The sequence below is a fragment of the bacterium genome (genome assembly GCA_030690305.1).
Classification (GTDB): domain Bacteria; phylum Patescibacteriota; class Minisyncoccia; order Phycocordibacterales; family JAGLPS01; genus JBBUCK01.
Genome location: JAUYHB010000013.1, coordinates 38,865 through 51,076, shown reverse-complemented (window position 1 = coordinate 51,076; position 12,212 = coordinate 38,865). Strand labels below are relative to the sequence as shown.

12 protein-coding genes are annotated in these 12,212 nt (G+C 41.3%); 10 read left to right on the top strand and 2 right to left on the bottom strand.

Features of this window, described 5'->3' with window-relative positions; translation table 11 throughout:
- The first annotated feature begins 22 nt into the window (after positions 1–22).
- From Q8O71_01390 to Q8O71_01345, 10 genes are all read left to right on the top strand, one after another.
- Entirely contained in the window at positions 23–706 is a 684-nt protein-coding gene (locus Q8O71_01390; protein ID MDP2705035.1) for an FkbM family methyltransferase, read from the top strand.
- Positions 703–1,428 (top strand): glycosyltransferase family 2 protein, encoded by a 726-nt coding sequence (locus Q8O71_01385; protein MDP2705034.1) that lies wholly within the window; start codon positions 703–705, stop codon positions 1,426–1,428. The genes Q8O71_01390 and Q8O71_01385 overlap by 4 nt, the downstream gene beginning before the upstream one ends.
- Positions 1,429–1,513: 85 nt before the next feature.
- Positions 1,514–2,260, top strand: a complete 747-nt coding sequence (locus tag Q8O71_01380; GenBank protein ID MDP2705033.1) for a glycosyltransferase — start codon at positions 1,514–1,516, stop codon at positions 2,258–2,260.
- Between the two features lie 105 nt (positions 2,261–2,365).
- Positions 2,366–3,442 (top strand): dTDP-glucose 4,6-dehydratase, encoded by a 1,077-nt coding sequence (gene rfbB / locus Q8O71_01375; protein ID MDP2705032.1) that lies wholly within the window; start codon positions 2,366–2,368, stop codon positions 3,440–3,442.
- A 6-nt stretch (positions 3,443–3,448) separates the two neighbouring features.
- Complete coding sequence (locus Q8O71_01370) at positions 3,449–4,165, top strand: sugar phosphate nucleotidyltransferase (GenBank protein ID MDP2705031.1); 717 nt, start codon at positions 3,449–3,451, stop codon at positions 4,163–4,165.
- Positions 4,166–4,179: 14 nt separating this feature from the next.
- Positions 4,180–6,228, top strand: a complete 2,049-nt coding sequence (locus tag Q8O71_01365; GenBank protein ID MDP2705030.1) for a sugar nucleotide-binding protein — start codon at positions 4,180–4,182, stop codon at positions 6,226–6,228.
- 51 nt (positions 6,229–6,279) lie between these two features.
- Positions 6,280–6,642: a hypothetical protein gene (locus Q8O71_01360; GenBank protein ID MDP2705029.1), complete on the top strand. Its 363-nt coding sequence runs from the start codon at positions 6,280–6,282 to the stop codon at positions 6,640–6,642.
- A gap of 18 nt (positions 6,643–6,660) precedes the next feature.
- Positions 6,661–6,810, top strand: a complete 150-nt coding sequence (locus tag Q8O71_01355) for a DUF5989 family protein (protein MDP2705028.1) — start codon at positions 6,661–6,663, stop codon at positions 6,808–6,810.
- Between the two features lie 27 nt (positions 6,811–6,837).
- Positions 6,838–8,697 (top strand): carbamoyltransferase, encoded by a 1,860-nt coding sequence (locus tag Q8O71_01350; GenBank protein MDP2705027.1) that lies wholly within the window; start codon positions 6,838–6,840, stop codon positions 8,695–8,697.
- A complete protein-coding gene (locus Q8O71_01345; protein ID MDP2705026.1) occupies positions 8,684–9,847 on the top strand; it encodes a hypothetical protein in 1,164 nt (387 codons plus the stop codon). The genes Q8O71_01350 and Q8O71_01345 overlap by 14 nt, the downstream gene beginning before the upstream one ends.
- Before the next feature lies 1 nt (position 9,848).
- Here the strand turns inward: Q8O71_01345 and Q8O71_01340 are convergent, their stop codons facing one another.
- Both Q8O71_01340 and Q8O71_01335 read right to left on the bottom strand, forming a co-directional pair.
- Complete coding sequence (locus Q8O71_01340; GenBank protein ID MDP2705025.1) at positions 9,849–11,216, bottom strand: hypothetical protein; 1,368 nt, start codon at positions 11,214–11,216, stop codon at positions 9,849–9,851.
- Positions 11,213–12,121 (bottom strand): hypothetical protein, encoded by a 909-nt coding sequence (locus Q8O71_01335; GenBank protein MDP2705024.1) that lies wholly within the window; start codon positions 12,119–12,121, stop codon positions 11,213–11,215. Before Q8O71_01335 ends, Q8O71_01340 begins: the two co-directional genes overlap by 4 nt.
- Positions 12,122–12,212: the final 91 nt, after the last annotated feature.

The following is a 12,212-nucleotide window of genomic DNA, read 5'->3' as shown; positions in this document are numbered from 1 at the left end:
AATACACCGTAAAATGCTGTTTATGTTGGGATTCGGAAATCCCGACATAAATACCAACGGAGAAAAAAAGGCTCTGCGGCACATATCTTCTGTCTACGGGAACAAAACGATTACCATATTTGATGTAGGGGCGTACAAGGGAGATTACAGGGAAGCGGTAATTGAGAGTATTCCTCATTGCATTGTATATTCCTTTGAACCTCAGAAAAAATTGTATGAAAATCTCGCACAGCGTTTCGATAACTGTTTCAATATAGGCTTCAGTGACAAAAAGGAAATTGCTCCGATTTTTGGGAACGCAAATAAAGGTGGACTTACATCTCTGTACCAGAGAAAGCTTGAGCATTTTAATCTTTCGGTATCGGAGCAGGAAAAGGTGAGTCTGACAACCGTTGATGAATTTTGCAGGGAACATGGAATACAGGAAATACATTTTTTAAAGTTGGATGTCGAAGGCCACGAACTGAAAGTGCTGAGGGGCGCGGAAAAAATGATGGAACACATTGATTTTATCCAATTTGAATTCGGAGGATGCGACATCGACTCAAAAACATTTTTTCAGGATTTTTGGTACGTTTTGGGGGACACACACGTTATTTATCGGATAACACAATGGGGGTTGCAGGAGATAAAAAAGTACAGGGAAACAGAGGAGGTGTTCATGACCTGTAATTATTTAGCAATGAAAAAAGAGAAAATGATATGAACCGGAAATTGTCAGTCATTGTTCCGGTGTTTAACGAAGAAAAGACTGTCGGAGTAATTATCGAACGCCTTTTGGCTGTTCCCTTTGTAGGATGGGACACTGAGATTATAGCCGTTAATGACGGTTCTTCGGACAATTCCCTTGCCATTTTGGAAAGTTTTTCTTCACGCATAAAAATAATAAATCTCTCAAAAAATGGCGGAAAAGGAAACGCGGTTAAGACGGGAATTGACGTGTCAACCGGGGATTATGCCATTATTCAGGATGCCGACCTTGAGTGCAAACCCGAAGAGATACCTTTATTGCTTTCCGCGTTGAAAAATGTTTCCCAAAACACAAAGATCGCCGTTATGGGTTCCCGAGAACTTCGTGGCGCACGGGACCATAAGAGTCAATTTTTACCTCGTTTCGGCTCCGTGTTCATCACAAAGCTCATTAATTTTCTATACAGCACCACTCTTACGGACACCCTGATGGGGTATAAGTTATTTCCAAAATCAACCTTCGGCTATTTCGACGCGGGTGGGTTTGAATCCGAAATGCTTTTTTTAGTCCGGTTGCTTGAAGAAGGATATCGCATTCTTGAAATCCCGGTATCGTATATACCGCGCAGTACGGGAGAAGGAAAAAAGATAAAATACAGGCACGGCATTAAAATTATTTTTAAAATATTGACTTTTTGGCTAAAAAATCGTTTTATGCGGAAGCGGGTTAGCTCGTGATTCCAACCTTCTTCTGTAAAGTCGACCGTGTTATGGTATGGGGGTATGCGGCTCTAACAATGAGTTAACTTAGATACATAAACATATGTGGCAAGGCAAAAAAGTTTCAGTTGTTTTCTCTACATATAGGGAAAAGGGGTCAATCCGCAGAATGATTGATGATTATTTTGCTACAGGTTTTGTTGATGAAGTGGTAGTGGTAAATAACAATGCGGAGCCGGGTACAGATGAAGAAGTGAAGAAAACAAAAGCACGCCTTGTCTATGAAAATAAACAAGGATATGGGCACGGTTACCAACGAGGTATTAAAGAGGCAACTGGAGATTATATATTTTTATCAGAGCCTGACGGAACATATTCTGCGGCGGACCTTGAAAAATTCCTCGTATATTCACACGATTTCCCTGTAGTTATGGGGACACGCACAAATCGAAGCGCAATTCTGGACGGAGCCTCAATGGGTCTAATACGTAAGCTCGCCAATGTCTTTGAGGCAAAAGTAATCGAAGTCTTTTTTGGTACTAACTCTCTTACTGAAATAGGCTGCACATGCAAACTCTTTGAGAAGGAAGTATTACTCTCTCTTGCCCCTTATTGGCGTACAACCAACGCCCTTTTCGCGACAGAGCTCCTGCTTCTTGTTGTAAGCAAAAAGATAAAATTCATAGAGATTCCGATTTCTTTCAGTGAGCGGATAGGAAAGTCACAACTTACCGCTAAGTGGCACCAGCTTGCAAAGTGGGGTCTCAAAATCTTCTGGTTCATCCTTTCTTTCTGGCTCGGCTGGGTTTTGGGAAAACATAGAAAGAAAATAGACATAAAAACTTCTTAACACCCAAAAACCTTGACCTTTAGCCATTTTATGTAAGAATAAGCGTTACCTACTTTCGCGCAAAAGCATCTTTTTTGCAAACAAGGAGAGGTTTAGAAAGAAAATATGGCAAAATTACTCACATTCAACAATAAGACACTTCTCGTATGTGGCGGAGCCGGTTTTATAGGCTCTAATTTTATACGCTACATCTTTTCGAGACACCCTAAAACCAGGATCATAAATCTTGATAAATTAACCTATTCGGGAAATCGCGACAACAATAAGGATGTAGCCGAGAATCCCAAACTTCGTTACCGCTTCGTAAAAGGTGATATTGTCAATAAGAAAACGGTTGATCGGGTATTTAAAAAATATAAGCCCGATTACGTTATAAACTTTGCCGCTGAAACCCACGTTGACCGAAGTATCCACGGTGCATCTCTTGAATTCATTAAGACAAATATTGAAGGAGTTTTTAATATTGCCGAAGCGGTGAAGGCCCACCCGTCAGTTGTAAAATATGTCCAGGTTTCAACAGATGAAGTTCATGGCAGTTTGCCTCTTGACTCCAAAAAACGTTTCCATGAATACACACTTTTTGCTCCCAACGTGCCCTATGCGGCAACAAAGGCGGGAGGAGATCTTCTGTGTCGTGCTTATTTTTCCACGTGGAAAGTTCCTGTTGTTGTTACCCACTGTTCGAACAACTACGGTCCCTACCAATATCCCGAAAAACTCATTCCTTTTTTCGTGTTGCGCATGTTGGAAGGCAAGAAATTGCCCCTCTATGGTGATGGAAAACACGTAAGAGACTGGGTTTACGTTCTTGATCACTGCAGTGCCCTTGAGCTGTGTCTTCTTAAGGGTAAACCCGGTGGAGTGTATCATATCGGTGCGGACAACGAACTCGACAACACCGACATTGCCCGACGAATCTTGAAACATTTTAAACGCGACGAATCATGGATAGAATATGTGGGAGACCGGCCGGGCCATGATCGTCGATATTCCGTTGACCCGACAAAGATTATGAAAGAACTTGGATGGAAGCAAAAATATTCTTTTGAAAAAGCCTTTAAAGAAACCCTGGAGTGGTATATCAATAATCCAAAATGGATTGATCACGTTAGAAAAAGAACAGGAGTTTTTAACCCCCATATAGATTTGTGGCGCGCTCACAACGTCCATAAGAAAAAATAAATTTATATGAAAGGAATCATATTAGCGGGGGGTCTTGGTACGCGTCTTCTTCCACTGACTCTCGTCACAAACAAGCACTTGTTGCCGGTGTATGACAAACCGATGATCATGTATCCTATTGAAACACTGCGGAAAGCGGGAATTCTTGAAATCCTTCTTGTCTGCGGGCGCGAACATGCGGGACACTTTATAAATTTCTTAGGCTCGGGAAAAGAATATGGAGTCAAACTTTCCTACGCCGTGCAGGATAAAAACAATGCAGGCATAGCCGACGCGCTTTCATACGCGGAAGATTTTGCGGACAAAAACAACATTGCTGTTATTTTGGGGGATAATATTTTTGAAGATGATTTTACCAAATCTGTACAGACATTCAAAAGTGGTGTGCGGATTTTTTTTAAAAAAGTGAAGGATCCAAAGCGGTACGGAGTGCCGGTATTTGATAAGAGCGGGAAACGGATACTGAAAATAGAAGAGAAACCAAAAAAGCCAAAATCAGCCTATGCCCAGACCGGTTTCTGGATTATGGACAATCAAGTTTTTTCATTTATTCAGAAGCAAACTCCTTCACGGAGAGGAGAGTTGGAAATGACCGATTCTATAAACCAGTACATACGTTCAGGAATCGTTGATTTTTCCATAGTAAAGGGCGGGTGGTATGATGCGGGCACCATAGATTCATTGCTTGAATCTTCTCTTCTTATAAGTAAGAGAAAGAAATAACCCGACAACAAAATATGTCCCGAAAAATAGATTTAAACAAAGTTTTGATTACCGGGGCTTCGGGTATGGTCGGATCCTACATTGATTTTGGGATTAAAACGGACCGTGAGTCTTTGGATATTACTGACCTAGACCATGTGATGAAAGTAATAAGACACCACCGTCCTCAGGCGATTATCCATCTTGCCGCGGAAACGGATGTCGACTTGTGCGACCGCGACCCGCGCCATGCGTACAAAGTCAACAGTGTCGGTACCTATAATATTACGATTGCCGCAAAGGATGTGGGGGCGAAACTTATATATATCTCTACTGCGGGAGTCTTTGACGGTGAGAAGAATGGTCCGTATGCGGAGACGGATATGCCGAATCCTAAAAATTTTTACGGCAAATCAAAGCATCAAGGAGAACTGATTGTGCGGGCAATGTTGGATGATTATATAATAGCCAGGGCTTGCTGGATGTTTGGCGGGGGATTGAGACAAGACAAGAAATTTGTAAGCAAAATAATCAAACAGCTTGATAAGGAAGAAATCAAGGCGGTTGATGACGCATACGGTTCGCCGACTTTCGGCAAAGATTTGGTGGAAGCTTTAAAGCGGTTATTGAAAGAAAATGCAGTGGGTATTTTTCATCTCTCAAACGTTGGGGCATGCTCTCGATATGAGGTCGCCAAGTTTATTATTGAAACATTAAAACCGAATGTGAAACTCATTCCCGTCGGGCTTGACCATTTTCCTGGCGCATACAGGGTAAAAAATGAGGCTATGGTGTCTGGGCATAAACTAATGCGCCCCTGGCAAGATGCTTTGAAAGAATATTTGGAAACGGAATGGAAAAACTTTCATCAAAAATCAAAATGTGGTATTTGTGGCTCAAAAAATTTAGACACAGTTCTTGATTTGGGACTGATGCCGCTTGCAAACGCTTTTGTACACAAGGAGCATTTACGCTCTCCTGAAATGTTTTTTCCACTCGCGATTAATTTTTGTAATGACTGTTTTTCTGTCCAACTAAGCCATGTAGTTAACAGTGAATTGCTTTACAAAAACTACCACTACGAAACTTCCGCAAACGATCCGTTAGTTAAGCATTTTAATTCTCTCGCGGATGAAATAGTAAAAGATTACATACAGTCCCCGAGTAACCTGGTTGTAGAAATTGGCAGCAATGACGGGAGTCTTCTCTCGCGAATTAAAGATAGGTGTAGAGTTTTGGGGGTTGACCCGGCCCAAAACATAGCAAAGATTGCAATAAAAAATAATGTACCGACAAAAGTCGATTTTTTCACAGGAAAAGTATCCAAGGAAATAAAAGCTGAATTGGGCGAAGCTCAAGTTGTCATTGCCAACAACGTCATGGCCCATATAGAAGATATCCGAGGCGTTTTTTCCGCAGTCAAAGGGCTTCTTTCTCCGAATGGCCGATTTATTTTCGAAGTTCATTGGGTTGGCAATCTCATAAATCAAGGCGGATTTGACCAAATTTATCACGAACATATCTATTATCACTCGCTACATTCTTTAAAACACCTGATTAATTCACTGGGCATGACTATTAACGACATAAAACTGGTACCGATCCACGGTGAGTCTATGCGGGTATATGTTGGAAAGTCCGGGGAGATCTCTGAAGCGGTGCATGATTTTTTAAATCGTGAAATTAAAATGGGTCTGGTCAAAAAGGAAACATATTTGAATTTTTCAAGCAAAATCAAATCAAACAAAAATAAACTTCTTAAAATCCTGATTGACCTGAAAAAAGCGGGAAAGAAGATTTTTGGATACGGAGCACCCGCCAAAGGCAATACCCTGCTTAATTATTTCCAAATTGGTCCGGATATTCTTGATTGTATTACCGATACGACTCCTGCCAAACAAGGCACGTTTACTCCGGGGATGCGTATTCCGGTAGCTTCGCCCGATATTTTGAAAAACGAAACCCCTGATTATATGCTTTTACTGTCTTGGAATTACGCGGATGCGATTTTGGAAAAAGAAAGGGACTTGCGTAAAAAAGGTGTTAAATTCATCATTGCCGTTCCGGATGTAAGGATTGTCTGACCAAAGATTTTACAGTGATTACTATAAACCTTTGTGTTATAGTCTTTCTATATGACAGAAAAATGGATTGCAGACACTGGCCTTATCACGGTACTTTTTTCCTTGATTCTTGGCTTTAAATACGACGAAAGGTTCTTTTCTGCGGCTATAGTTCTTCTTGTTCTTGTCATTCTTGTCCCGAAAGTGTTTTACCCGTTTGCGTGGGTATGGCTCAAGCTTGTCGAGATACTAGGCCTTATAGTACCGAAGATATTTTTTGCAGCCGTATTTTTTGTCATTATTTTCCCCATAGGAACGATTCGGAGAGTCCTGAAGGGGGACACATTACTTATTTCTACCTGGCGTACTGCCGCAACTTCTTTTTCAGATAGGGGACATATGTTTACAAAACAAGATATTGAAACAATTTATTAATATGCATTAATCAATTATATGGATTTTTTGAAAGACATTTGGGGGTTTTTAAAAACACGAAAAAAGTTCTGGCTTCTGCCCGCCATAATTGTACTTGTTGTCGTTGGAGCAATTCTTGTATTTGGAGGAGGAACCGCCATAGCCCCGTTTATTTATACTGTTTTTTAGTTCATGACAGAAAAACCTGTTTCTCCAATGAGGATTTTGGGCATTTCCGCTTATTACCATGACAGTGCCGCCGCTTTGGTTATTGACGGGGAGGTTGTTGCCGCAGCTCATGAGGAACGCTTTACTCGTAAAAAACACGATGCCGGTTTCCCAACACATGCCGTAGAATACGTACTTTCTGAATACGGTCTTACAATTTCCGACCTTAATGCCGTTGTTTTTTACGACAAACCACTGCTGAAATTCGAACGTCTTTTGGAGACTTACCATGCATTTGCTCCCACAGGACTTACAAGCTTCTCCATGGCGATGCCAGTGTGGATAAAAGAAAAACTGTTTATGCGTGCAAACATTTGGAAAGGCCTTGAAGAGGCGACAGGCAAAAAGATACACAAACGCCCGCCACTTCTATTTCCTGAACATCATCTTTCGCATGCGGCAAGTGCCTTTTACCCCTCTCCATTTAAAAACGCAGCGATTCTTACAGTTGACGGGGTCGGGGAATGGGCGACAACGACTATCTGCCTTGGGGAAGGAAAAGAAGTATCTATTCTTCGGGAAATGAAATTTCCTCATTCTATTGGTCTCTTATATTCCGCATTTACATACTATTGCGGATTCAAGGTGAACAGTGGGGAATACAAGCTCATGGGCCTTGCACCGTACGGAGCTAAAGGAAGTAAACGTGTTACTTTGTTCAAAGAAAAGATTCTTTCAGAGCTTGTGAGTCTCAAAGAAGATGGCTCCATAACGCTTAATATGAGTTACTTCACTTTTGCTACTGGTGACCGAATGTGCAATAACAAAAAGTGGGAAGCATTGTTTAACATTCCTCCTCGTCCAGCTGAAAGTCTTCTTACACAGGAGCACTCTGATCTTGCGCTTGCAATACAGGAAGTTACGGAAGAGATCATGGTGCGTCTCGCTAGAACTGCAAAAGAAATAACAGGTTCTGAATATCTTGTTCTTGCAGGCGGAGTGGCTCTTAATTGTGTGGTTAACGCACGGATACGAGAGGCGAGCATCTTTAAGGATGTATGGGCACAACCTGCTGCAGGCGACGCCGGAGGGGCATTAGGAGCTGCTTTAGCGGGCTATCATATATGGGCAGGCAAGGATCGGGTTTTAAGAGAAAGCAAAGATGCTATGAACGGGTCATATCTTGGTCCCGAGTACTCTGTAACGGACATAGAGCGGACCATAAGGAAATACGGGGCAGAGTTTGAAAAATATGATGAATATGAGGAATTAGCGAAGAAGGTCGCCGATCTTATAGCGCAAGGAAATGTAGTGGGTTGGATGCAGGGAAGAATGGAATGGGGCCCGCGGGCCCTCGGAAACAGAAGCATCTTAGCTGATGCTCGGAATCCTGAAATGCAGAAAAAACTCAATCTGAAAATTAAACAACGCGAGGGATTCAGACCTTTTGCTCCATCGGTTTTGGAGGAGGACGTTTCAGAATATTTTGAAACAAAAACCCCCTCTCCCTACATGCTTTTTACTGTACCAGTGGCGAAAAAAAGAAGAAAGCCTTTTCCTTCACAAGACTTGCCACTTTTTGAAAAACTCTATACCCCGCGATCTGACATTCCCGCAGTAACCCATCTTGATTATTCGGCGAGAATCCAAACGGTTCCTAAAGAGACGAATGAAAAATATTGGAAACTCATCAACTTCTTTAAGGAAAAAACCGGCTATGGTATTCTCATAAACACGAGTTTTAATGTGCGAGGCGAACCTATTGTTTGTACTCCAGAAGATGCGTATCGCTGTTTTATGAACACTGAAATGGACTACCTAGTCATAGGGGATTTTCTTTTTGATAAGAAAAAACAGCCCGAATTTGCTCAAGGACTATTTAATTCCAGTGCCAATGAATTGGATTAAAAAACATGGAGGGGATATTGTCCTCACAATTACAAGCACCATCATCACGCTTGTTTTAATTGACGTTGCTTTATATTTTTCGCCTCTCAAGGCAACAATCTACAGATTGAATTATCCTCAATATTATTTTGTGGATGATGTGGAGCTTGGTTATGATATCGCAAAGAATTTTCCGACTTCTACCCATTTTTTCAAAGATGCGGCGTTTCCCATTTGGTCAAACAACCTGGGCTGTTTTGATACGGACTTTAGTGGAGAAACACCCTATATATACCTAGGCGGGGATAGTCTCACATGGAGTTTTACTCCCTTTGAAGATACGTGGGGAAGAAGGATAGAAAAACTATTGGGAACGCGCACGATCAAATGTGGAGTGGTGGGCTATGGCACAAAGCAGGAACTGATGAAGGCCAAGAAGATTATAGGGTCTTTCGCATCCCCCAGTCTTATTATTGTAGGATATACCGCGTATAATGACTTTTCTGATGACGTAAATTCACCCCAAAACACAAGTTACAATGGGTATCTCGTGAAGGATCTTGCTAAGAACGGTGTGACAGAAGAGCAGGCTCAAGAAAAGTATGCCAATTTTACAAAATATTGCAGTCCTGTTATCCCTTCCAACAGAACCGTTGCCCGTATCAGATGTTTTGTCACGAATCGTTCGGTTTTATTCAATCTCTTCAAAAGTGATATTCGTGCAAAGATAGATTTGTTATTCCCGCAACTGACACAGGCACTTGAGAAACAAGGGGTGCTTGCGCAACAGGAAGGAACGCCTATTGAAAAAACTGATGCGGAGTACGAAAAGCACCTGAACAATATTTTAGACTTCAAAAAATTTGCGGAAGAAAAAGACGCGAGGCTACTATTTGTTCTGGCCCCTTACGACAATACGCGGGTTATTCCTTTTCTAGAGAAGGAAAATATACCCTACGTTGACCTTGATCCTGTTTTTGGTACATATTCAAAAGCTACACCCCTTATTTGGCCTAAAGATGGTCACTACAACATAGCGGGAAATCATGTCGTGGGTCTCGTAGTTTCTAAATTTATTATTGAAAACAATCTTGTCAAAATTGCTGACGCACAGGAACAGTTGCAGGAAATTGACAAGCAGCTGTCCAACGAGTTTGGAAACCAGGAGTAATCTATTTCAAATAAACACCCATGACCACGGGGTTTTTCTCTTTGGGGACATGAAGCAGAAAATCGGAGATATTCTGTGAAAGGGCATATGTATAAATCTGGAGCATGTTTATCTCTATATGGTAGAGGCGTTTTCCATCTTTTATTGTGTAAGGCGTGTAATCATCAATTCTCACTGCGCCTGCCTTTCCTTCAATAGTAAAGTCGCTTGTGAAGGAGAAAGTAAACTCTAAATTTCCCGGGACATTATCGGTATAGAGAGAAAATTCTACCACATTTAATTTTTCCGGATCAAACTCACTTTTTTGTATAATCACATTTCCATTTCCTTCTAATGAGGTTTCGGATGAAGATATTCTTTGGCCTTCGATATTGCTATAAAGTAACCATACGGGAGAAGTGTAATAAGACCGGATTGTCCCTTCCTGTTTAAGGGCTTCGATAAATTCTGGGCTTGTTGAAGCTCGAAGGCTTTTTGTCGTCTCCACAATGTGAGTTTTAACGTCACGGGGCATGTAGACATTTTGAACAAGAAGAACGGGAATTTTTTTGTTGAAAAAGAGTAAATAATCGGCAAGGGTGTAGCCCGGCATGCCCTGGAATATATGAGCGCCGGTGAGGTTTGGTATGACCAGCTGCTCTTCGCTTTTTTCAAGCCTTCCAAGCTCACTTAATAGACTGTTGTTGAGCAAAACAATCGCTTCTTGTCTCATTTTCGATTCTTGAGCTAGTCGTGCGCCGTGGAAGGAAAAGGCTTGTTGTGAAGCGAGAATAACGACCAAAACCGACGCAATAATTCCTATCGCATACTCTTTTTTGATTTTTGTTGCTATAGAAATACTTAAAGCGATGAAGAGACAGTAAAAATAAAAAGGAGGTCCTGCATACCGATAGTCAAAATCAGGGATGATGCTGTGGTCAGGCCGTGCAAGAATGACCATAAAAATAGTGATACCTATTGCGCATAACAGAAAAAAAATAAATCTTTTTTCACCCTGTGAGGCATGCCGTATGACGATATACAGGACTAAAAGGTTAGCAATGAAGATACCCGTCTCAAAGGAAGGCCAGAAGGGTTCCACAGAGCTTTTTATTGAAGGATGAGTGGCAATTTTCCCTATATCGGGGGCGATTGCCGAAAGAGATACTCCCGAGCTGAATAAAGATACGAAATTTTCCGCAAGAAGGGCCGGTTTCCAATTGGCTTCTTTCCCTTGAGCTTCTGTCGCAACCAAGATATCACCATCAAGGGAACTCAAAAATGTTCCCGGTTGGATGATAAAAAATGTTACATATAGAAAAATCCCGAAAAGGGTCGCGACAACGCAGACTACAAGGAGGGGGATTTTGTTTTCCTTTAAAAATGTCATATGTGTTTTTCCGCTTGGGAAGGCTGGGGACTAAAGTAATGAACTCCAAGCATAAACAGAATAATCACTGGAAGAACCCATATTCCCGAGGTATCGCTTGCTAACGCGAGCATAAGCGAAAGAGCAAAAATAAGTATGTGTTTGGGGGTATGTGATTCTCTCCACGCCAGATAGCTCCATGAGGCTATAGAGAAGAAAAGAAGTATCTGAGGATATATGGACATGATATAAAAGCCGGTAATGATCTCTGTCCATGCAGGTGCGCCCGCAAAAACTATGAGAAATGTTGTAAAACTCAACATATTCAAACCTAGTTTCTTAAAGGAGAGATATACAAAAAACGGAATCAGGGAAAATAAAATAAGAAAAAAGAAATTATAAGGAATCGGATTCTGACCGAACAACACGTCGAGTATTTTCATTTCCGTTATGAAAAGAGGGAATGCGTGGTCATTACCATAGGGAGTGATTACCGCTTTTGAAAAGGGAAGCAGGTGATTAAGTCCGACTACAGTGAGGTCATCCATGTTGAAATAGCCGTGTATGATATTTTCTGCATTACTTGCGAAGACAAACAACATGCATAAAACCAACACAAGAGTGTTTTGTTTTTTGTTGCTTAATGAAAAGTAAAAATTCGTAAATTGAACCCTCACCTTTTCAATTTTCTTTTTAAAAAACAAAAAAGATACAAAAGCAAGCGCCAGTATGGAAACAGCAGACATGAGCCCATTTTGAATGGCCGTAAGATATATTTTTGCAGTAGGCCCGAATAGCGCCAGTCGGGTTGTGTCAAATTGCGTTATGACAATGAAGGCAAAAATGGAGATAACCAAAGCGCTGCCCAAGATCCACAGAGGGACAGAATGTGGCAAAAACGAAGCAGACTTTATTTGGTTATTCATATGAAATTCTAGAGTGGCTTAAGACGCCTCCTAGTATAAATCAAAACACGATTCCCCGCATTGTTTGTTTTTGGCTCTAAAATGTGCTATT

Bases quoted from the DNA above. Each gene is read 5' to 3' on its own strand.
- Q8O71_01390 (MDP2705035.1), top strand. From the start codon at position 23: ATGTTGGGATTCGGAAATCCCGACATAAATACCAACGGAGAAAAAAAG.
- Q8O71_01385 (MDP2705034.1), top strand. From the start codon at position 703: ATGAACCGGAAATTGTCAGTCATTGTTCCGGTGTTTAACGAAGAAAAG.
- Q8O71_01380 (MDP2705033.1), top strand. From the start codon at position 1,514: ATGTGGCAAGGCAAAAAAGTTTCAGTTGTTTTCTCTACATATAGGGAA.
- rfbB (MDP2705032.1), top strand. From the start codon at position 2,366: ATGGCAAAATTACTCACATTCAACAATAAGACACTTCTCGTATGTGGC.
- Q8O71_01370 (MDP2705031.1), top strand. From the start codon at position 3,449: ATGAAAGGAATCATATTAGCGGGGGGTCTTGGTACGCGTCTTCTTCCA.
- Q8O71_01365 (MDP2705030.1), top strand. From the start codon at position 4,180: ATGTCCCGAAAAATAGATTTAAACAAAGTTTTGATTACCGGGGCTTCG.
- Q8O71_01360 (MDP2705029.1), top strand. From the start codon at position 6,280: ATGACAGAAAAATGGATTGCAGACACTGGCCTTATCACGGTACTTTTT.
- Q8O71_01355 (MDP2705028.1), top strand. From the start codon at position 6,661: ATGGATTTTTTGAAAGACATTTGGGGGTTTTTAAAAACACGAAAAAAG.
- Q8O71_01350 (MDP2705027.1), top strand. From the start codon at position 6,838: ATGAGGATTTTGGGCATTTCCGCTTATTACCATGACAGTGCCGCCGCT.
- Q8O71_01345 (MDP2705026.1), top strand. From the start codon at position 8,684: ATGAATTGGATTAAAAAACATGGAGGGGATATTGTCCTCACAATTACA.
- Q8O71_01340 (MDP2705025.1), bottom strand. From the start codon at position 11,216: ATGACATTTTTAAAGGAAAACAAAATCCCCCTCCTTGTAGTCTGCGTT.
- Q8O71_01335 (MDP2705024.1), bottom strand. From the start codon at position 12,121: ATGAATAACCAAATAAAGTCTGCTTCGTTTTTGCCACATTCTGTCCCT.